This is a genomic window from Hydrocarboniphaga daqingensis (assembly GCF_900129825.1).
Taxonomy (GTDB): Bacteria; Pseudomonadota; Gammaproteobacteria; order Nevskiales; family Nevskiaceae; genus Hydrocarboniphaga; species Hydrocarboniphaga daqingensis.
On the sequence record NZ_FQWZ01000008.1, the window covers coordinates 85,114 to 104,341 of the forward strand.

Consider the following 19,228-nt stretch of genomic DNA (forward strand, 5'->3'; position numbering starts at 1 on the left):
GGTTTGATCGGTTGTCGCTAACGCTGGAGGCGAGGGTGACGTTACCTTCAGCCTCGTACAATCGTGCAGCACGTTCGGGGGACGGATTCATGCTTGGACTTGGGAAGAAGGTCAGTCGGGAGGCCGAGGCGGCACCCAGCGCCAGCGCGGCGTTCTTGCAGGTGGTCACGCCGACGCTGTTGCAGGCCGATGCCGACGTTCGGGCGTTGATTGACCGGCAGTTGCCGGCGCCCAACCAGTGCCAGATCGTGGCCGGCAGCGCGGCGTTGCGTATCGAATCGCCGTTTGTTCTGAGTCTGTTCGTCGACCCGTCTTCGCTCGATCCGATCGCCGACGCCGTGCTGCGTCGCCGCCAGGCCGGGCACGCCACCACGCTGATCGTGGCCATCAATCCCACGCAACTCGCTGCGCTTGGCCGCTGGCTCGAAGCGCGCGCCAACGCCTCGACCCTGGTCGGTACCCGCTTGATCCTGGCGCCGACCGTCGACGGCGTCGTCCGCCAACTGGCGGACCGGCTGGCCCAGGTCACCGAGGACAACGTGATCCGCATGCCGGTCTCGCCGGAGATCGAGAACACCGACTACAAGAACTTTTTCGTGTTCAGCCCGCAGCTGCATCGGCTGGCCGCGCGCATCCGCGGCTTCACGCAGAACGGCATCAGCCGCGCCTATCTGCTGGGTGGACCGGGTTCGGGCAAGACCTCGTTCGCGTTCTATTTCTGGCTGATGCGCAACAAGGGTCGGTTCGTATCGGTGAACCTGGCCGCCGAGTCGACCGGCGACAAGGCCGCGATCAAGTCGCTGCTGTGCGGCCACGTGTCGGGCGCGTTCCCGGGCGCCGGCGCGCGCACCGGTGCGTTTCTCCATGCCCGTGACGGGGTCTGCTTCATCGACGAAAGCCATGGCGTCACCGGCCCCGTGATGGAGGTCTTGATGGAGGCGCTGGACAACGGCCAGTACCTGCCGTTTGGCGCATCGGCCAAGCAACCCATTCAGTGCGCGATTGTGTTTGCCAGCAACCGCAGCTGGGAGCATCTGCAGAGCGCGGTGAATCTGGACGAGTTCACCCGTATGGGCGCGGCAATCCTCGAAGTGCCCGAGCTGCACAAGCGCGAAGAAGACATGATCGCCGTCGTCGCCACGACGCTGGCGCGTTTGGGTCAGCGCTGCTCCACGTGGACGGCGCCGCTGGGTCTGTCGGAAGCCGGCTGGAAGGCGATCCGCGAATGCCGCTGGCACGGCAACGTGCGCGCGCTGGTACGCGTGCTGGAAGCCGCGTTCGTCGATACGGCTTCGGCCGGCGGCGGCGAGCTGATCCAGGCCGACGAGATCGAGCACGGCATCGCACTGTGGGAGCCCAAGGCGCATCACAGCCACCAGATCTACGCGGCTGCCTGAGCCTGGCCGCAACGCACCAGACCCGGCCGATGGCCGGGTTTTTTGTGCATGCGGGTCATGGCCGACGGCGGACGGACCGCGCTGAAGTCCGGTAGCATTTGCGCCGCCTTCACATGCCCTGATCCCAGCCCATCATGACCACGATCCGCCAGGAAGACTTCATCACGTCGATCGCCGACGCCTTCCAGTACATCAGCTACTACCATCCGCTCGACTACATCCAGGCGCTCGGTCAGGCGTACGAACGCGAGCAGAACCCGGCGGCCAAGGATGCGATCGCGCAGATCCTGACCAACTCGCGGATGAGCGCCGAAGGTAAGCGGCCAATCTGCCAGGACACCGGCATCGCCACCGTGTTTCTGAAGATCGGCATGGACGTGCGCTGGGACGCCAAGATGAGCGTCACCGACATGGTCAACGCCGGCGTCAAGCGCGCCTACGACCACCCGGACAACAAGCTGCGCGCCTCGGTGCTGGCCGACCCGGCCGGCAAGCGCACCAACACCAAGGACAACACGCCGGCGGTGATCCACTACGAGATTGTCGAAGGCCACCACGTCGAAGTGATCTGCGCGGCCAAGGGCGGCGGATCCGAAGCCAAATCCAAGCTGGCGATGCTCAATCCCAGCGATTCCATCGTTGACTGGATTCTGAAGACGATCCCGACGATGGGCGCCGGCTGGTGCCCGCCCGGCATCTTGGGTGTCGGCATCGGCGGCACGCCCGAAAAGGCGATGCTGCTGGCCAAGGAATCCCTGATGGCGCCGGTCGATATCCACGAACTGATCGCACGCGGCCCGAAAACGCGCGCCGAAGAACTGCGTCTGGAGTTGTACGAAAAGGTCAATGCGCTGGGCATCGGCGCGCAGGGCCTCGGCGGCCTGACCACCGTGGTCGACGTCAAGGTGCTCGACTACCCGACGCACGCGGCCAACCTGCCGGTGGCGATCATCCCGAACTGCGCGGCGACGCGGCACGTGCACTTTCACCTCGATGGCTCCGGCCCGGCGGTGCTGCCGACGCCCAAGCTCGAAGACTGGCCCCAGGTCACCTGGAAGGCCAATCTTGAAACCTCCAAGCGCGTCAACCTCGACACGCTGACGCAAGAAGAAGTCGCCAGCTGGAAGCCGGGTCAGACGCTGCTGCTCAACGGCAAGATGCTGACCGGCCGTGACGCGGCCCACAAGCGCATCGCCGACATGCTCGCCAAGGGCGAAAAGCTGCCGGTCGATTTCAAGAATCGCGCGATCTACTACGTCGGCCCGGTCGATCCGGTGCGCGACGAGGTCGTCGGTCCGGCCGGCCCGACCACGGCCACGCGCATGGACAAGTTCACCGAGATGATGCTGGCGCAGACCGGGCTGATCACGATGATCGGCAAGTCCGAGCGCGGCCCCGGTGCGATCGAATCGATCAAGAAGCACAAGAGCGCCTACCTGATGGCGGTCGGTGGCGCGGCGTATCTGGTCGCCAAGGCGATCCGCAGCGCCAAGGTCGTCGGCTTTGAAGACCTGGGCATGGAAGCGATCTACGAGTTCGAAGTGCAGGACATGCCGGTCACCGTCGCCGTCGACGCCAAGGGCGAGTCGGTGCATGAAACCGGACCGAAGATCTGGCAGGCCAAGATTGGCAAGATTCCGGTCGCGGTGGCCTGATGGCTTCGTATCGCACGCTGAATCTGCTCGGCTTTGCCGGCTGCATCGGCGGCTTGCTGTTCGCGATTCTGTTCCTGCAGCAGGCGCTGGGCTATGAGCCGTGCCCGATGTGCATCTTCCAGCGCGTGGCGATGCTGGCGACCGGCTTGCTGTTTCTGCTCGCCGCTTTGCATGCGCCGCACGGCGGCGGGCGCTGGGTCTATGCGCTGCTGACGCTGCTGGCGGCCGGCGCTGGCGCCGGCATCGCCGGCCGTCACGTCTGGCTGCAGTCTCTGCCGGCCGATCAGGTTCCGGCCTGCGGCCCGACGCTCGACTATCTGATGGACATGTTCCCGCTGCGCGAGGTGGTGACGATCATCCTCAAGGGTGACGGCAACTGCGCGCGCATCGACGCCCAATGGCTCGGCGTGTCTTTGCCCGGCTGGACGCTGGTCGCATTCGTCGTGCTGGCCGTCTGGGCGCTGGCAACGCCGCTGCTGGCGCGGCGTTTGCGGGCGACGACGCTGCAATGACTTCAAGCCAACCCGAGACTGCTGCAATGAGCTACGCCACGACTGATCTTTCCGACGCCCACCCTGATGCGCCCGTCTGCGCGCCGATCTTTCGCGACTTCGGCGGCAAGCTCGCGTTTCACGGGCCGATCAAGACCTTGAAGGTGTTCGAAGACAACGCCAGCGTCCGCGCCACGCTGGAAACGCCGGGCGAGGGCCGTGTACTGGTCGTCGACGGAGGCGGTTCGGATCGGTGTGCGCTGGTCGGCGGCAACCTCGGCGTACTGGCCGTCAAAAATGGCTGGTCCGGCATCGTCGTCTACGGCTACATCCGCGACTCCGCCGAAATCGCCACGCAGGCCGTCGGCGTCAAGGCGCTGGGCCTGCATCCGCGCAAGAGCGAGAAGGGCCTGCACAGTGCGGTCGCCGACAAGGTGGTCACGTTTGCCGGCGTCCACTTCCATCCCGGCCATTGGCTCTACGCCGACCGCGACGGCATCGTCGTGTCCGACAAGCCGCTGCACGCCTAGCGCGGGCCGCCGCTCGCGGGCAATGCCCGCCGAGGGTTGATCATGGCATTGCACGACTTGAGCAGCGGCCCGGTTCGCGGGCACCTGCTGCGCATGAGCGCCTTCATGCTGGTGACGATGGTCGTGCAGACCGTCTACGGCCTGATCGACTTGTTCTGGGTCGGTCGCCTCGGCCGTGACGCGGTCGCTGCCGTCAGCCTGGGCAGCAACCTGATGATGGCGACGATGGCGGTGTCGCAAGTGTTGGCCGTCGGCGCCACCGCGCTGGCGTCCCAGGCGATGGGCCGCAAGGACATGCCGGCCGTCGCGCAGTTGTTCAATCAAGCGCTGCTGATTGCGGCGATAGCGGGGCTGGGTATCGGCGGCCTGTTTTTCAGCTTACGCCACGGCTATGCCTCCGCACTGTCGCGCGACCCCGCGACGATCGCGCTGACCGCCGAATTTCTGTCCTGGTTCGCTCCGGCTATGGCGTTGCAGATTCCGGTGATGGTGCTGACATCCGCGCTGCGCGGCGTCGGCAACATGCGCATCGCGACGTTCACGCAACTGGGCACCGTGCTGCTCAATATCGTGCTCGCGCCGCTGTTGATCTTCGGCTGGGGAACGGGCCGGCCGCTGGGTGTCGGCGGCGCGGCGCTGGCGACGTTGCTGGCCATGCTGATCGGGTCGGGCGCCATGCTGTGGCATGTCGTGCGCAGCCCGGTTTATCTCGCGCGCGGCGCGGGGGCCTGGAAGCCGCAACCGTTGCTGTGGCGCCGAATGGCCGGGATCGGCCTGCCGTCGGGGCTGGAAATGGCGCTGATGACGGCCTACATGGCCGCGGTGATGGGCCTTTTGCAGCGCTTCGGTTCGGCAGGACAGGCCGGCTTCGGCATCGGCATGCGGGTTCTGCAGGCCGGGATGATGCCGTCGATGGCGCTGTGCTTTGCCGCCGGCGCCATCGTCGGGCAAAACCTCGGCGCGCAACGTCCGGACCGCGTCCGCGAAACCTTCTGGCTGTGCTTGCGCTACGCGATCACTACGGCGGCGGTATTCGTCGTGCTGTTCCATATCGCGCCGCATTGGCTGATCGAGCCGTTCTCGGCAGACCCGGCGGTCATTGTCGCCGGCTCGGACTTTCTGCGGTTGATCTCCTGGAACCTGATCGGCTCGGCCGTGGTGTTTGCCTGCTTCGGCATGTTCAGTGGGTTGGGCGACACGCGTCCGTCGCTGATCAGCTCCGCGGTGCGCATCGGACTGATCCTGTTGCCGGCGACGTGGCTGGCCCAGCGCGACGGGTTTGCGCCTCTGTGGATCTGGTATCTGTCGGTCGCCGCCACCGCCGTTCAAGCGGCTCTGAACCTGTGGTTTCTGCGAGGCCGCTTGCGGCATCTCAGGTCGGACAGCGGCCCAGCGGTGGCGGCGGCCTGAGCCCGCTGCGACCGTACCGTTCGCAATGCTGCCGGTATGCGTCGTCTGCCATATTTTATAAGTATCGAACCTGATAGCGGCGACAATGCTGCGTTGCAAAAGTCACAAACGCTCCGCTATGATTCGCGCCCTCAAACGACCCTTGGGTCGGCGCCACTCCGGCAAACGGATGGCATGGTCTGGAGCTTTCATGATGGCGGTGGCGGTGCTGCAAGCGTCGGATGGTCTCGCTCCGATGCCCGGTTCCCTGATCCTGACGACTGCGACGTCGAGCTTGCTCCGTCGCGTCGAGCGGATCGTCGTCATCTCCGGTGCGCCGACGGCGCGCTGCTCGTATCCCGGCACCGTAACCCGCGCGCCGGCGCTGTAACTGTTTTGATCCCAAACTGTTTGTATTGACCCACAGGAAGCTGACATGACCCGCGAAGAGCAAATCAAGGCCCTCGAACTCGATTGGGCGACCAACCCCCGCTGGAAGGGTGTGAAGCGCACCTACACGGCCGCCGACGTCGTTCGTCTGCGCGGCAGCCAGCAGATCGAATACACGCTGGCCAAGCAGGGCGCCGAGAAGCTCTGGGCCAAGGTCAACGGCGGCGCCAAGAAGGGCTACGTCAACGCTTTCGGTGCGATCACCGCCGGTCAGGCGATGCAGCAGGCCAAGGCCGGCCTCGAAGCCGTGTACCTGTCCGGCTGGCAGGTTGCGGCCGACGGCAACACCAGCGAAACCATGTACCCGGACCAGTCGCTGTACGCGTACGACTCCGTGCCGACGATGGTTCGCCGCATCAACAACACCTTCAAGCGCGCTGACGAAATCCAGTGGAGCCGCGGCATCGAGCCGGGCCACAAGGATTACGTCGACTACTTCCTGCCGATCGTGGCCGATGCCGAAGCCGGCTTCGGTGGCGTGCTGAACGCGTTCGAGCTGATGAAGAACATGATCGCCTCCGGCGCCGCCGGCGTGCACTTCGAAGACCAGCTCGCTGCGGTCAAGAAGTGCGGCCACATGGGCGGCAAGGTGCTGGTGCCGACGCAGGAAGCCATCGAGAAGCTGGTCGCCGCGCGTTTTGCTTCCGACGTGATGGGCGTGCCGACGATCGTGCTGGCTCGTACCGACGCCGAAGCTGCCAACCTGCTGACCTCGGACCACGATCCGAACGACAAGCCGTTCCTGACTGGCGAGCGCACCCCGGAAGGCTTCTACCGCGTCAAGAACGGTCTGGAGCAGGCGATCAGCCGCGGCGTCGCCTACGCGCCGTACGCCGACCTGGTGTGGTGCGAAACCGGCGTGCCGGATATCGGCTTCGCCCGTGAGTTCGCTCAGGCCGTGCTGAAGGACAACCCCGGCCAGCTGCTGAGCTACAACTGCTCGCCGTCGTTCAACTGGAAGAAGAACCTCAACGACAGCCAGATCGCTTCCTTCCAGGAAGAGCTGAGCGCGCTGGGTTACAAGTACCAGTTCATCACGCTGGCCGGCATCCACATCAACTGGTTCAACACCTTCCAGTTCGCCCACGCCTACGCTCGCGGCGAAGGCATGAAGCACTACACGCAGATGGTGCAGGAGCCGGAATTCGCGGCTCGCGAGAAGGGCTACACCTTCGTGTCGCACCAGCAGGAAGTCGGCGCTGGCTACTTCGACGACGTGACCACCGTGATCCAGGGCGGCGCCTCCAGCGTCAAGGCTCTGACGGGCTCGACGGAAGAAGAGCAGTTCCACTAAGCCTCATGGTCGTCGGGCGTCGCTGAATCATGGCGCCGCCCGTCGACTGGCCGTAGCATGAACCCCCGCCTCGGCGGGGGTTTTTTGTGAGCGGGACCGTCGTTCGGGGTGGGCGATGGTCGGGTATCTGCCGTGCGGATGTTGCAGCCTAGGGAGGGATGGCGATGCGGATTCTGAAGACGCTGTTGGTGCTGTTGGCGGTGCTGGCAACCGTATTTCTCGGTGTGGGCTTGGCGCTGCCGGACCGCGCCCGTGTTGAGCGCAGCGTTCTAATCGATGCCAGCCCCGCCACCGTCTACACCGTGCTCAACGGATTCCGGCAGTTCAACCGCTGGTCGCCATGGGCCGATATCGATCCGCAGACGGTCTACACCTACAGCGGTCCGCCGACCGGTGTCGGCGCGCGGCAACGCTGGACCAGCCAGAACCCGGCAGCCGGCTCCGGTAGCCAGGAAATACTCGAGGCGACGCCGTATGCGGCGGTCAAGGTTCGGCTGCAGTTCGACGGCATGGACGTCGACAATCTGCTGACGTATTCGCTGTCGGCCGACGGCAGCGGCACACGGCTGGTTTGGACTTACGAATCCGACTTCAATGGCAACGTGCTGAATCGCTACTTCGGCTTGCTGCTGGACAAAATGATCGGTCCCGATTTCGACAAAGGCCTCGCACGGCTCAAGCCGCTTGCGGAGAGCTTGCCGCGGACGGACTTCACCGCGGTTCAACCGGAGGTGGTCGAGGTCGACAGCCTGCCGATCGCCTATGTCGCCGGCGAGGCGCCCTATGATGGTGCCGCGCCGCTCGTGCAGGACGCGCACGCCCGCATAGCGGCTTTCATTGCCGGCGCTGGCCGTCGAGCCAGCGGCGAGCCGCTGCTGATCACCGAGTCGCTCGATGCTTCGACGCGACTGTGGAAGTTCATCGCCGCGATCCCGCTCGACGCGGCCTGCACGCCGCCCGATGAAGCGAGCGCAGTGCGCTGCGGCAAAACCTATGCGGGCTGGGCGATCCGTGGCCGTCACGTTGGTGCTGATGCTGCGATAGAGAGTAGTGTTGCGGCGCTGACCGCATTCAAGCTGACTGCGGGGCTGGAGGACAATGGAGCGCGCTGGCAGCAGCGGCTATCCGATCCAGGTGTCACCACGTCCGAAACATCGCTTGCGCAGCTGGTCCAGCCGGTCAAGTAGAGCCGGCGCAACTCAACAAACAGGGTCGAATTAGATGATCAAGATCATGCTGGTGGACGACCATCGTCTGGTCCGCGCAGGTTTGCGCCGAGTGCTGCAGGAAGTGGCCGATATGTCGGTGGTCGCCGAGGCCAGCAATGGAGAGGATGCGCTGGAGTTGGCGCGTCAGACCAATCCCGACGTGGTGCTGATGGATATCAACATGCCGGGCATCGGTGGATTGGAGTGCACGCGGCGGCTGTTGCAGCGGTCGCCGTCGACCAAGGTCATCGCGGTCTCGATGCATTTGGAAGAGCCGTACCCGAGCCGCTTTCTGGCCGGCGGCGCGGCTGGCTATCTGAGCAAGGACTCGGCTGCCGACGAAGTCGTATCCGCAATCCGCCGCGTCTACGCCGGCGGACACTACGTCGCCGCTGACGTCGCCGGCAATCTGGCCGCCAGCTTGGTTCGCGGCGCCAGCAACAGTCCGTTCGAGCAGCTGTCGCAGCGGGAAACCCAGGTGATGCTGATGGTCACCAAGGGCTACGGCACGCAAGAGATCTCCGACCGGCTGCACTTGTCGCCCAAGACCGTCAGCACCTACCGCTATCGGCTGTTCGAAAAGCTCAACGTCACCAACGATGTCGAGCTGACACGTATGGCGATGCGCTATGGTTTGCTGGAGGACAAAGCCGAGCCCGCAGCGCGCTGATAACGCTCACCGACTCGCGCTGGGAAAGTCTGGCGCGCATCGCCGAGTGAGCGTCTGCAGCATGGCGACGAACGCGTGACCTTCTGAGCGTCGCGCCGCATTCGATCGCTGATCAAGAGCGCAACTCAAGCGCGTTAAACTAACGGCCTATGGCAGCCAACAGCGAGAGCTTCGATTCCCGCGCCTTTCTGTCGCAGCTGACGACGCATCCGGGCGTTTACCGCATGTACGGCGGCGCCGACGAGCTGCTTTACGTCGGCAAGGCGCGCAATCTCAAGAAGCGGGTCGGGCAGTACTTTCTGCGGGCGTCAGGCGATCCGCGCATCGAGTCGATGGTGTCGCAGATCCGCCGTATCGATATCACCGTCACGCGTACCGAAGACGAAGCGCTGATCCTTGAGAACAACCTGATCAAGGAGTTCGGGCCGCGCTATAACGTGATGTATCGCGACGACAAGAGCTACCCGTACGTTCGTTTCTCGTCGCACGCCTATCCGCGCATCAGCTACTACCGTGGAGCCAAGTCGCCAGGCGATCGGTACTTCGGGCCCTTTCCGAGTGCATCGGCCGTCCGAGAAACTCTGTACACGCTGCAGAAGTTGTTTCGCTTGCGGCCATGTCGCGACAGTTTTTTTGCGCACCGCGAGCGGCCCTGCCTGCAGCACCAGATCAAGCGTTGCTCGGCGCCCTGCGTCGGCTTGATCGACGCTGCCGATTATTCGCGCGACCTGGCCAAGGCGGCGCGACTGCTCGAGGGGCGTGGCGACGAGTTGGCGCGTGAGTTGTCGACCGAGATGGAGCAAGCGGCCGAGGAACTGCAGTTCGAGCGCGCTGCGCGGCTGCGCGACCAGATCGCGGCACTCAAGCGGGTTCGCGAAAACCGCGTGATCAGCGGCGGTGCCGAGGCGTTGGACTTGATCGCCGTGGCGCCGCATGCGTCCAGCAGTTGCGTGGTCGTGATGAGCGTCCGTGACGGCGTCAACCTCGGGCATCGCAGCCATTTTCCGAAACATCCGCCACATACCGACGTTGCCGAGCTGCTCGATAGCTTTGTCAGCCAGCACTACAGCCAGCAGCCGTGCCCGCCGGAGATTCTGATCAGCCACGAGGTCGAAGACCTCGACTGGCTCGAAGCCGCGCTCAGCCAGCACGCGGGTCGCCGCGTCAGTCTCAAGCAGCCACAGCGCGGACCCAAGCAGAAGCTGATGGAGATGGCGCTGAACACGGCGGCGCAAGCACTATCGACCCGGTTGGTCGAAGCGGCGAGCATGGACTCGCGTCTGCTCGAACTGCAGCGCGCGCTCGACTTGGATCATCCGCCGCGTCGCATGGAATGCTTCGATATCAGCCACACGCGCGGTGAGAAGGCGGTGGCGTCCTGCGTCGTGTTCGGTGAGGACGGTCCGCTGAAGACGCATTACCGGAAGTTCAATATCGACGGCATCACGCCGGGCGACGATTACGCTGCGATCAAGCAGGCGGTGGCGCGACGCTTCGCCCGCGTTAAGTCGGGCGAAGTGCAACGTCCCGACGTCCTGTTCATCGACGGAGGCAAAGGGCAGCTCGGCTCGGCGCTCGAAGCGCTCGATGAATTGGGTGTCGACGATCTGCGTGTCGTGGCGATCGCAAAGGGACCGACGCGCAAGCCCGGACTCGAAGAACTGATCCTGCCCGAGATGGAGTTTCCGCTGCGGCTCGCGGCCGATTCGCCGGCGCTCCATCTGATTCAGCGCATCCGCGACGAAGCGCATCGTTTTGCGATCACCGGCCATCGCGGCCGTCGCGACAAGGCGCGCGTGACGTCGGATCTTGAAACCATCGACGGGCTGGGGCCGGCGCGACGTCGCGCGCTGCTGAAGGCTTTCGGTGGGACCGCGCAGCTGCGGCGTGCAACGATCGAGCAGCTGACCCAGGTCGAAGGTGTCAGCCAGACGCTGGCCGAGCGCATCTACGCGCACTATCGCAACTGACGGCAACCGGCCTGTGCGGCGCGCGACCTGAACCGGGCTGCGCCGACGCGGGAAAACGTCGATACTCGGCGCATGCGAATGAATCTACCCAATGTTCTGACTCTGCTCCGGGTTGCGGTGATCCCCGTCGTGCTGGGTCTGTTCTATCTGCCGTACCCGTATGCACGTCAGGTGGCGTTCTGCCTGTACGCCGCTGCTTGCGTGACCGATTGGGTCGACGGCTACCTGGCGCGGCTGTGGGGGCAGACGTCGAAGTTCGGCGCGTTTCTGGACCCGGTTGCCGACAAGCTGTTGGTGGCGGTGTCGCTGGTGATGATTCTCGAAGCAAGGCCGGGTGGGATTCTGGCAATGCTCGTGGCGATCATCATCGGTCGCGAGATCACGATATCGGCGCTTCGCGAGTGGATGGCAGAGCTGGGTCAGCGTACCAGCGTCGCTGTTGGCTGGGTCGGCAAACTCAAAACGATATTCCAGATGGTCGCCATCGGCTGCATGCTGTGGGAAATCCCGCTGCTCGGCATTCCGATCTACGAGATCGGCTTCGTGCTATTGTTCGCCGCCGCCGCGCTGACGGTGTGGTCGATGTTGCTTTATCTGCGCGCCGCTTGGCCTTTCATGAAGGAAGATCATCCGGTTCGCTGATCGCTTCAACGGTTCGTAAAAAAAGCGTTCGCAAGGTGTTGACAGCCTGCTCGCAAACGCTAAAATGCGCGCCTCTTCGCGGGAATAGCTCAGTTGGTAGAGCGCGACCTTGCCAAGGTCGAGGTCGCGGGTTCGAATCCCGTTTCCCGCTCCAGGCTTCCAAAAAACCCCGAGCTGCACCGGGGTTTTTTACTTTCTACGCACCACGGCGTGAGTAGAATCTTCAACCAGGGCTGCGTGGCAGAACGGTCATGCAGAGGACTGCAAATCCTCGTACGTCGGTTCGACTCCGGCCGCAGCCTCCATCTTGATTGTCCGGGCCCATCGCGGCCTGTCGCTTCCACTCTTGTTGGCCTCCGGCGCCGATTCACAGTGGTAGCATCGCGTCCGTTCGCGACCGTGGCGGAATTGGTAGACGCATGAGACTTAAAATCTCCCGCCTTCTGGGCGTGCCGGTTCGATTCCGGCCGGTCGCACCACTTGATTTGTCGACGTCGGCGCCGCACTCCCGATAGCGCGCCGTTCTCCTGTCCTTGCGCCGGTCTCTGACACCTTGAATCCCTTGCTTCGAGTAGACGGACTCAGCGTCGGTCGCGGCGACCGCGTGCTGCTAACCGACTTCGCGTTGAGCCTCGATGCCGGCGTGCTGCTGCATCTGCGCGGCCGAAACGGTGCCGGCAAGACCTCGCTGCTTGAAGTGCTCGCAGGCCTCAGGGCGCCGCTGCGAGGGCAGGTGGTTCGCCCCGAAGCCGGTCTGCATTGGCTCGGGCATAAAAACGGGCTCAATGGAGACTTGAGCCTGATCGAGAATCTTCAGTACTGGTGTGCATTGCAGCAGTGCAGTGCGGCGCCGATCGTGACCTCGCTCGAGCGTTTGGGCTTGGCGCGGCTGCGCTACCGGGCCGCGCGAACCTTGTCGGCTGGACAGAAGAGGCGAGCGGCTCTGGCGCGCCTGCTGGTCGCGCCACGTCCGCTATGGTTGCTGGACGAGCCGCTGGCCGCACTCGACGTGGCGGGCCTGGACGATGTGGGCTGCATGTTCGACCAGCATCTGCAGCAAGGCGGAGCGGTGATCGTCACCAGCCACCAGCCTTTGCCGCTGGCCGACGGACGCATGCGCACGATGGAGCTGAGCTGATGTTCGCGGTATTCGCAGCGGCGTTGCGTCGCGAGCTGAGGCTGGCAGCGCGCCACAAGGGTGACTGGCTGCTGCCGCCGCTGTTTTATCTGATCGTGGTCACGCTGTTCGCACTCGGCGGGAAGCCCAACGACCCGCAGTTGTCGGCCTTCGCCCCGGCGGTGTTGTGGGTCGGTGTGCTGCTGTCGGCGCTGCTGAACCTCGACCGGCTGTTCCGGGCGGACTTCGACGATGGCACGCTCGAGCAATGTTTTCTCGGCGCGCAGGGCGCGATGCCCGTGGTGTACGCCAAGCTGATCGGTCACTGGCTGCTGGGCGGCTTACCGTTATCGCTGATTGCCGCGCCGCTGGCGCTGCAGTTGGACGTGCCTGCGACGGTGCTGCCGACCTTGTTGGCGGGTTTGCTGCTGGGGACGCCGATGCTCAGCTTGATTGGTGGCTTTGCTGCGGCCCTGACCGTCGGCTTGCCGCGCGCGGCCGTGTTGTTGCCAGTGCTGGTGCTGCCGCTGATCGGTCCGGTGGTGATCTTCGGGGCCGGTGCTGCGCGTGCCGCCGCCGCCGGTCTGTCGGCGGCCGGTCCGTTATACTTGCTCGCATCGCTGCTGGTCGCCGGGCTCTGTCTGCTGCCGCTGGCCGCCACCGTCGCCCTGCGCAACAGCTTCGACTGATCCCACCGAATACGACCCCATGTGGACCTGGTTTCACCGGCTGGCATCGCCTCCGACGTTCTATCGTCTAGCGGACCGCTATTCGCCGTGGCTCGCCGTGTTGTCGTTGTTGCTGATCGGCTATGGCCTGGTCGGCGGACTGTGGCTGGCACCGCCTGATTACCAGCAAGGCGATGCGTTCCGCATCATCTACGTCCACGTGCCGGCCGCTTGGCTGTCACTGTCGGGTTATGTGGCAATGGCTGCCGCCGCTGCGGTGGCCATCATCTGGCGGATCAAGCTCGCCGAGTGCGTCGTCGTGGCGATCGCGCCGGTGGGCGCTAGCTTCACGGCGCTGGCGCTGATAACCGGCATGCTGTGGGGCAAGCCGATGTGGGGCAAATACTGGGTGTGGGACGCGCGCCTCACCTCCGAGTTGGTGCTGCTGTTCCTGTACTTGGGGGTGCTCGGGCTCAACCGGGCATTCGAAGACCCGCGCGCCGGTGCCCGAGCCTGCGGACTGCTGGCCTTGGTCGGCGTGGTCAACGTGCCGATCGTCCATTACTCGGTCGAATGGTGGAACAGCCTCCACCAGGGCTCGACGGTGTCGCGGATCGGTAAGCCGGCGATCGCAGCGTCGATGCTGTGGCCGCTGTTGTCGATGACGTTCGGCTGCATGGCGTTCTTCGGCTGGGCCGTGCTGCGCCGCGTACAGAACGACGTGCTGCTGCGCGAGCGGCGCAGTACCTGGGTCGCCGCTCTGCTGGGTGAACGCAAGGCCGCCGGCCATGTCTGAGTTCTTCGCAATGGGGGGCTACGCCGCCTACGTTTGGTCGAGCTTCGGCGTGTTTGCCGCCGTGGTCGTCTGGAACGTGATCACGCCGCGCGTCGAACGCACGGCGGTGCTGCGCAAGCTCATCGAAGACGAACCGCAATCGGGAGATCGCGAGTGACCAAGCGTCAGAGTCGGATGGTCTGGGTCGGAGTGCTGTTGGGCGGCGTCGCCTTGGCGGCGGTGCTTGGCTTCAAGGCGCTGCGCGAGAACATGATGTACTTCTACACGCCGACCGACCTGGCGGCGAACGATGCACCGCGCAATGCACGCGTGAGACTCGGCGGCCTGGTCGAGCGCGGCAGTCTGGTGCGCGGCGAAGGTCTGCTGGTGACGTTCACGCTGGCTGATTGCGCCCAGAAGGTGTCAGTGCGCTACGAGGGCATACTGCCGGACCTGTTCCGCGAGGGGCAGGGCATTGTCGCGACCGGCGCGCTGGGTGACGACGGCGCCTTCACCGCCGACGAAGTGCTGGCCAAGCACGACGAAAACTACATGCCGCCTGAGCTGGCCGAAGGCCTCAAGAGCGCTGACGGCCGCCATAACTGCGCGCCGTTCAAGTCGGTCAACGGCAACCTGGCCAGCGCCGACGCGCCGGCGCTGGCGCGCTGAGCCATGGCCGAAATCGGGCATTACGCGCTGATTCTGGCACTGGCCGTGGCGATCGCCCAAGGCGTGCTGCCGGTGCTCGGCTACTGGCGAGGTGACCAGCGCCTGCTGGGCATCGGCGTCAGTGGCGCACAGACGCAGTTCGCGCTGGTGGTGCTGGCCTATGCCGCGTTGTCGCTGGCGTTTGTCGACAACGACTTCTCACTGACCTACGTTGCCAGCAACTCGCACAGCCAGTTGCCGCTGATCTACCGGTTATCGGCCGTCTGGGGCGCCCACGAAGGCTCGCTGCTGATGTGGTTGCTGATGCTGACCGGCTGGGGCTTTGCAGTGTCGCTGTCGAGCCGCCGTCTGCCGCCGGATATTGCCGCGCTGGTGCTGGCGACGATGGGCGCGATCAGCGTCGGCTTTCTGCTGTTCATGCTGGCCACCAGCAATCCGTTCGAACGCCAGTTTCCAGTGCCGGCTGAAGGTCGCGATCTGAATCCGCTGCTGCAGGACCCTGGGCTGATCATCCACCCGCCGATGCTCTACATGGGCTACGTCGGGTTTTCGGTCGCATTTTCGTTCGCGATGGCGGCGCTGATCACCGGCAAGCTCGATCTGGCATGGGCACGTTGGACGCGTCCGTGGACCACGACGGCCTGGCTGTTCCTGACGATGGGTATCACGCTCGGCTCGTGGTGGGCGTACAACGAGCTCGGCTGGGGCGGCTGGTGGTTCTGGGATCCGGTCGAGAACGCTTCGTTCATGCCCTGGTTGGTCGGTACCGCGCTGATTCACTCGCTCGCGGTCACTGAAAAGCGCGGCGTGCTGAAGAGCTGGACCGTGCTGCTGGCGATCCTGGCATTCGCCCTGTCGTTGCTGGGTACGTTCCTGGTACGTTCGGGCGTGTTGGTGTCAGTGCACGCGTTTGCGACCGATCCGGCGCGTGGCGTGTTCATCCTGGCATTCCTGACGATCGTGCTCGGCGCGGCCTTGCTGCTGTACGCGTGGCGGGCGCCGCGGCTGGTATCGGACGGTGCCGTGCAGCTGGTGTCGCGTGAAGGCCTGCTGTTGCTCAACAACGTGTTTCTGGTAGCGGCCGCCGCGGCGGTACTGATCGGCACGCTCTACCCGCTGGTGATCGATGCGCTCGGTCTAGGCAAGATTTCGGTCGGCCCGCCGTACTTCAATGCGATCTTCCTTCCCCTGATGGTGCCGCTGGCGGTGCTGGTCGGCCTGTCGGCCCGGATCGGCTGGAAGCGCGCCAAGCTCGGCGAAGCCTTGTGGAGCTTGCGCTGGGTCGCGCTGACCACGCTGATCGCGGCCGTGCTGCTGCCGTATGTGCTGGAGCGTTCGTTCGCGTGGTTGGCGATCGCTGGGACGGCGCTGTCGGTCTGGCTGATGATCGGTGCGCTGCTCGATGTGACGCATCGGGTTCGCTCACGCCGCGATCGCTGGCAGGGTCTGCGCTCGATCCCAGCGGCCACGTGGGGCATGACGCTTGCGCATTTCGGCCTGGGTGTCTGGACGCTGGGCGTCACATACGCTGGCCTGTTCAGCGTTGAAAAAGATGTGCGCCTGGGTCCTGGCCAGTCGGCCGAAATCGGTGCCTATACGTTTACGTTCCAGGGCACCGAACATCGCGAAGGTGCCAACTACCAGTCCGACCTCGGCACCGTTTTCGTCGAGCGTAGTGGCCAGCCGATCGCGACGCTGAACCCTGAAAAGCGGCTGTATCCGTCCCAGCGCAGCGTCATGACCGAGTCGGCCGTCGACCACAATCCGCGACGCGATCTGTATGTCGCACTCGGCGAGCCGATCGGCGATGCCGACTGGGCACTGCGGCTTTACTACAAGCCGTTCATGCGAATGGTCTGGTTCGGCGGCGTGCTGATGTTCTTCGGCGGCATTCTCGCCGCCAGCGATCGGCGCTACCGCCTTGAGCGCAGTGCGCTCAACGCGCCCGTCACGTCGGCGCAGACGGCTGCGACCTGACATGCTGCGCTTTGCGATCCCGGTGGTCGTGCTGCTGGGTCTGTTGGCCCTGCTCGGCATCGGCCTGCGGCTGGACCCGCGAGAAGTGCCGAGCCCCTTGATCGGCAAAATGGCGCCGGCTTTCGATCTACCCAACCTCGACGGCAGCGCGCGGATCACCCCGCTGGACCTCCAAGGGCGTCCGGTGCTGGTCAACTTCTTCGCCAGCTGGTGCGCCGGCTGCCAGGTCGAGCATCCGGTGTTGATGAAGCTGGCCCGTGAATACGGCGTCGAGATCGTCGGCATCGACTACAAAGACACGCGCGAAGCGGCCGAGCAGTGGCTGGCGCGGCATGGCAACCCGTATCGCATCATCGTGGCGGATGCGTTGGGCCAGGCGGGCCTCGACTGGGGTGTCTACGGCGTACCGGAGACCTTCGTGCTCAGTGCCGACGGCCGTGTGGTGTACAAGCAGATCGGCCCGATGACTGACGCGGCTTGGCGCGACAAGATCGCGCCCTTGCTCGCCCAAGGCAGTGCGTCGCGATGATCCGTCTGTTGCGTGGGGTTCACGTTCTGTCGTTGTGGCTGCTGCTTGCCGCTGCGATCGTGCCGACTTTTGTGTCGGCGCAGCCAGCGGCGCCGACGCCAACACCGCCCGCGCCGCTGGCCGGTGAACAGCAGCAGCGCTACGACACGATGATCAACCAGCTGCGCTGCTTGGTCTGCCAGAACCAGACGATTGCCGATTCGTCTGCACCGCTGGCACTGGACCTGCGCGACCAGGTTCACCGGCAGATCGCCGACGGCCGCAGTGATGACGAGATTCGCGACTACCTGACGCATCGCTACGGTGACTTCGTGCTGTACAAGCCGCGTCTTGCGGCGCGCACGCTGGCCTTGTGGATCGGCCCTTTCGCGTTGCTCGCGATCGCCTTGATCGCCGCCGTGCTGTTCATGCGGCGCTCGTCGGCGCGCCAGCCGGCGACACCGGGCGTCGCCGATGCCGAGCGCATCCGGCGCTTGTTGCAGGAACAAGAGGGTTCTGACTGATGTCGGGCACAGCTGTGCTGATCGCGGTTATGTTGGTGATCACCGTACTGGCCGCGTTGAATCTGGCGCGTCCTCTGTGGACGCGTCGCGACCCGCAAGCCGCGCAGCGGCGCGCCAGCAATATCGCGGCATACCGTCAGCGGCTGATCGAGATCGATCAGGAGTTGGCGGCGGGCCTGATTCCGGCTGATCAGGCGCAGGCCGTTCGCGACGAAGCCGGCGCACGCCTGCTCGACGACGTCGATCATCGCGATCTACCCGCGTCGCCGGTCGGTAATCGGCCCGTGCCGCCGCGACGTCGAGCGGCGGTGCTACTGCTGCTGGTGGTGGCCGTGTTTTCAGCGGGCTACTACTACTCGCAAGGCACTTGGCAGCAGCAGCGCTTGGTCGCCGGTGAGGTGCAGCCACCGCCGGTGACCGCCGAAGACGTCGAACAGATGCTGGCCACGCTGCGTGCGCGCCTCGACTCGGCGCCCGATGATGCTGAAGGTTGGGCGATGCTGGGTCGTGCCTACTTCATGACGCGCCGCTACCCCGAATCAGCGCAGGCCTACGCGCAGGTCAACCGCATCACGCAATCACGCAATCCCGACGCACTGACCGGCGAGGCCGAGGCGCTGGCGATGGCGGGCAATCGCGAACTGTCCGGCAGGCCGCGTGAGCTGTTCGAGCAAGCGCTCGCGTTGGAGCCGCAGCAGCCCAAGGCGCTGTGGTACGGCGGATTGGCTGCCGCCCAGGCCGGCGACACGGCGCTGGCGCGACAGCGCTGGACGGCACTGCTGCAGCAGCCGCTGCCGGACGAATTGCGAACGGTGCTGACCGAACAGTTGGCGGCGATCGACGGCAGCGCGCCGGCCTTGACCGCTGCGCCAGCGATATCGCCACCGTCAGCCACACCGCCCGCCGTGCGCCTGCGGGTACAGTTGCTGCTTGCGCAAGGGATGCTCGCTCAGGTTCCGGCCGATGCGGTGCTTATGGTGTTTGCCCGTGCCGAACAAGGGCCGCCGATGCCGGTGGCGGTCTATCGCGGTGCCGCGACGCCGCTGCCGAGCGAAGTGATTCTCGACGACAGCATGGCGGTGATGCCGACGATGAAGCTGTCGCAGTTCGATCGGTGGATCGTGACGGCGCGCATCGGGCGCACGGGGCAGGCCAAGGCCGAAAGCGGTGACCTGCAGGGTAGTGTCGTGGTGGGTCGAGACCAGGCGGGCGAGCCGCTGACGTTGACGATCGACCAGCGCATCCCCTGAGTCGCGGGCCGCGGCACGCTCTTGCCGCAGCCACTTAAAAACTT

Annotated in this window: 20 protein-coding genes and 3 tRNA genes; all 23 read left to right on the forward strand. The window is 65.0% G+C overall.

Annotated features, from left to right (window positions below):
• Window positions 1–89 precede the first annotated feature (89 nt).
• The 23 genes from BUB09_RS15405 to ccmI all read left to right on the forward strand — a co-directional run bounded on the left by BUB09_RS15405 (window position 90) and on the right by ccmI (window position 19,184).
• Window positions 90–1,397: a sigma 54-interacting transcriptional regulator gene (locus tag BUB09_RS15405; protein ID WP_072899118.1), complete on the forward strand. Its 1,308-nt coding sequence runs from the start codon at window positions 90–92 to the stop codon at window positions 1,395–1,397.
• A gap of 134 nt (window positions 1,398–1,531) precedes the next feature.
• Complete coding sequence (locus BUB09_RS15410; protein WP_072899120.1) at window positions 1,532–3,052, forward strand: fumarate hydratase; 1,521 nt, start codon at window positions 1,532–1,534, stop codon at window positions 3,050–3,052.
• Window positions 3,052–3,564: a disulfide bond formation protein B gene (locus BUB09_RS15415; RefSeq protein WP_072899122.1), complete on the forward strand. Its 513-nt coding sequence runs from the start codon at window positions 3,052–3,054 to the stop codon at window positions 3,562–3,564. The genes BUB09_RS15410 and BUB09_RS15415 overlap by 1 nt, the downstream gene beginning before the upstream one ends.
• Window positions 3,565–3,590: 26 nt before the next feature.
• Entirely contained in the window at window positions 3,591–4,073 is a 483-nt protein-coding gene (gene rraA, locus BUB09_RS15420; protein ID WP_072899134.1) for a ribonuclease E activity regulator RraA, read from the forward strand.
• A gap of 42 nt (window positions 4,074–4,115) precedes the next feature.
• Entirely contained in the window at window positions 4,116–5,483 is a 1,368-nt protein-coding gene (locus BUB09_RS15425) for an MATE family efflux transporter (RefSeq protein ID WP_084083499.1), read from the forward strand.
• Window positions 5,484–5,718: 235 nt separating this feature from the next.
• The gene (locus BUB09_RS17600) at window positions 5,719–5,853 is read left to right on the forward strand and encodes a hypothetical protein (protein WP_281249933.1); all 135 of its coding nucleotides are present in this window, start codon (window positions 5,719–5,721) and stop codon (window positions 5,851–5,853) included.
• A gap of 45 nt (window positions 5,854–5,898) precedes the next feature.
• Window positions 5,899–7,206 (forward strand): isocitrate lyase, encoded by a 1,308-nt coding sequence (gene aceA / locus BUB09_RS15435; RefSeq protein ID WP_072899138.1) that lies wholly within the window; start codon window positions 5,899–5,901, stop codon window positions 7,204–7,206.
• A gap of 164 nt (window positions 7,207–7,370) precedes the next feature.
• The gene (locus tag BUB09_RS15440) at window positions 7,371–8,393 is read left to right on the forward strand and encodes an SRPBCC family protein (protein ID WP_175550226.1); all 1,023 of its coding nucleotides are present in this window, start codon (window positions 7,371–7,373) and stop codon (window positions 8,391–8,393) included.
• Between the two features lie 34 nt (window positions 8,394–8,427).
• On the forward strand, window positions 8,428–9,084 hold the full coding sequence (uvrY, locus tag BUB09_RS15445) for a UvrY/SirA/GacA family response regulator transcription factor (RefSeq protein WP_072899142.1): 657 nt from the start codon (window positions 8,428–8,430) through the stop codon (window positions 9,082–9,084).
• Between the two features lie 149 nt (window positions 9,085–9,233).
• A complete protein-coding gene (gene uvrC, locus BUB09_RS15450; protein WP_072899144.1) occupies window positions 9,234–11,054 on the forward strand; it encodes an excinuclease ABC subunit UvrC in 1,821 nt (606 codons plus the stop codon).
• A 72-nt stretch (window positions 11,055–11,126) separates the two neighbouring features.
• On the forward strand, window positions 11,127–11,696 hold the full coding sequence (gene pgsA, locus BUB09_RS15455; RefSeq protein ID WP_072899145.1) for a CDP-diacylglycerol--glycerol-3-phosphate 3-phosphatidyltransferase: 570 nt from the start codon (window positions 11,127–11,129) through the stop codon (window positions 11,694–11,696).
• A gap of 78 nt (window positions 11,697–11,774) precedes the next feature.
• Window positions 11,775–11,850: transfer RNA gene (locus BUB09_RS15460), tRNA-Gly, on the forward strand.
• Window positions 11,851–11,927: 77 nt separating this feature from the next.
• Window positions 11,928–12,001 (forward strand) — tRNA-Cys (locus tag BUB09_RS15465).
• Window positions 12,002–12,089: 88 nt separating this feature from the next.
• A tRNA-Leu gene (locus BUB09_RS15470) sits at window positions 12,090–12,175 on the forward strand.
• 74 nt (window positions 12,176–12,249) lie between these two features.
• Entirely contained in the window at window positions 12,250–12,834 is a 585-nt protein-coding gene (gene ccmA, locus BUB09_RS15475) for a heme ABC exporter ATP-binding protein CcmA (RefSeq protein WP_084083500.1), read from the forward strand.
• Window positions 12,834–13,502 carry a heme exporter protein CcmB gene (gene ccmB / locus BUB09_RS15480; RefSeq protein WP_072899169.1) on the forward strand — a complete coding sequence of 223 codons (669 nt, stop codon included), beginning with the start codon at window positions 12,834–12,836 and terminating at the stop codon, window positions 13,500–13,502. The genes ccmA and ccmB overlap by 1 nt, the downstream gene beginning before the upstream one ends.
• Window positions 13,503–13,521: 19 nt before the next feature.
• Window positions 13,522–14,277, forward strand: coding sequence for a heme ABC transporter permease (locus BUB09_RS15485; RefSeq protein WP_072899171.1), 756 nt, complete (start codon window positions 13,522–13,524; stop codon window positions 14,275–14,277).
• On the forward strand, window positions 14,270–14,434 hold the full coding sequence (gene ccmD / locus BUB09_RS15490; protein WP_245793307.1) for a heme exporter protein CcmD: 165 nt from the start codon (window positions 14,270–14,272) through the stop codon (window positions 14,432–14,434). Before BUB09_RS15485 ends, ccmD begins: the two co-directional genes overlap by 8 nt.
• Window positions 14,431–14,925, forward strand: coding sequence for a cytochrome c maturation protein CcmE (gene ccmE / locus BUB09_RS15495; protein ID WP_072899175.1), 495 nt, complete (start codon window positions 14,431–14,433; stop codon window positions 14,923–14,925). The genes ccmD and ccmE overlap by 4 nt, the downstream gene beginning before the upstream one ends.
• Before the next feature lie 3 nt (window positions 14,926–14,928).
• Window positions 14,929–16,902: a heme lyase CcmF/NrfE family subunit gene (locus BUB09_RS15500; protein WP_072899177.1), complete on the forward strand. Its 1,974-nt coding sequence runs from the start codon at window positions 14,929–14,931 to the stop codon at window positions 16,900–16,902.
• 1 nt (window position 16,903) lies between these two features.
• Window positions 16,904–17,431, forward strand: a complete 528-nt coding sequence (locus BUB09_RS15505; protein ID WP_072899179.1) for a DsbE family thiol:disulfide interchange protein — start codon at window positions 16,904–16,906, stop codon at window positions 17,429–17,431.
• Entirely contained in the window at window positions 17,428–17,934 is a 507-nt protein-coding gene (locus tag BUB09_RS15510) for a cytochrome c-type biogenesis protein (protein ID WP_072899180.1), read from the forward strand. The genes BUB09_RS15505 and BUB09_RS15510 overlap by 4 nt, the downstream gene beginning before the upstream one ends.
• Window positions 17,934–19,184: a c-type cytochrome biogenesis protein CcmI gene (gene ccmI, locus BUB09_RS15515; protein ID WP_245793308.1), complete on the forward strand. Its 1,251-nt coding sequence runs from the start codon at window positions 17,934–17,936 to the stop codon at window positions 19,182–19,184. The genes BUB09_RS15510 and ccmI overlap by 1 nt, the downstream gene beginning before the upstream one ends.
• The last annotated feature ends 44 nt before the right edge of the window (window positions 19,185–19,228 follow it).

What these genes read in the sequence shown, in the direction of transcription:
- BUB09_RS15405 (WP_072899118.1), top strand. Translation starts at nt 90, where the DNA reads ATGCTTGGACTTGGGAAGAAGGTCAGTCGGGAGGCCGAGGCGGCACCC.
- BUB09_RS15410 (WP_072899120.1), top strand. Translation starts at nt 1,532, where the DNA reads ATGACCACGATCCGCCAGGAAGACTTCATCACGTCGATCGCCGACGCC.
- BUB09_RS15415 (WP_072899122.1), top strand. Translation starts at nt 3,052, where the DNA reads ATGGCTTCGTATCGCACGCTGAATCTGCTCGGCTTTGCCGGCTGCATC.
- rraA (WP_072899134.1), top strand. Translation starts at nt 3,591, where the DNA reads ATGAGCTACGCCACGACTGATCTTTCCGACGCCCACCCTGATGCGCCC.
- BUB09_RS15425 (WP_084083499.1), top strand. Translation starts at nt 4,116, where the DNA reads ATGGCATTGCACGACTTGAGCAGCGGCCCGGTTCGCGGGCACCTGCTG.
- BUB09_RS17600 (WP_281249933.1), top strand. Translation starts at nt 5,719, where the DNA reads ATGCCCGGTTCCCTGATCCTGACGACTGCGACGTCGAGCTTGCTCCGT.
- aceA (WP_072899138.1), top strand. Translation starts at nt 5,899, where the DNA reads ATGACCCGCGAAGAGCAAATCAAGGCCCTCGAACTCGATTGGGCGACC.
- BUB09_RS15440 (WP_175550226.1), top strand. Translation starts at nt 7,371, where the DNA reads ATGCGGATTCTGAAGACGCTGTTGGTGCTGTTGGCGGTGCTGGCAACC.
- uvrY (WP_072899142.1), top strand. Translation starts at nt 8,428, where the DNA reads ATGATCAAGATCATGCTGGTGGACGACCATCGTCTGGTCCGCGCAGGT.
- uvrC (WP_072899144.1), top strand. Translation starts at nt 9,234, where the DNA reads ATGGCAGCCAACAGCGAGAGCTTCGATTCCCGCGCCTTTCTGTCGCAG.
- pgsA (WP_072899145.1), top strand. Translation starts at nt 11,127, where the DNA reads ATGCGAATGAATCTACCCAATGTTCTGACTCTGCTCCGGGTTGCGGTG.
- ccmB (WP_072899169.1), top strand. Translation starts at nt 12,834, where the DNA reads ATGTTCGCGGTATTCGCAGCGGCGTTGCGTCGCGAGCTGAGGCTGGCA.
- BUB09_RS15485 (WP_072899171.1), top strand. Translation starts at nt 13,522, where the DNA reads ATGTGGACCTGGTTTCACCGGCTGGCATCGCCTCCGACGTTCTATCGT.
- ccmD (WP_245793307.1), top strand. Translation starts at nt 14,270, where the DNA reads ATGTCTGAGTTCTTCGCAATGGGGGGCTACGCCGCCTACGTTTGGTCG.
- BUB09_RS15500 (WP_072899177.1), top strand. Translation starts at nt 14,929, where the DNA reads ATGGCCGAAATCGGGCATTACGCGCTGATTCTGGCACTGGCCGTGGCG.
- BUB09_RS15505 (WP_072899179.1), top strand. Translation starts at nt 16,904, where the DNA reads ATGCTGCGCTTTGCGATCCCGGTGGTCGTGCTGCTGGGTCTGTTGGCC.
- BUB09_RS15510 (WP_072899180.1), top strand. Translation starts at nt 17,428, where the DNA reads ATGATCCGTCTGTTGCGTGGGGTTCACGTTCTGTCGTTGTGGCTGCTG.
- ccmI (WP_245793308.1), top strand. Translation starts at nt 17,934, where the DNA reads ATGTCGGGCACAGCTGTGCTGATCGCGGTTATGTTGGTGATCACCGTA.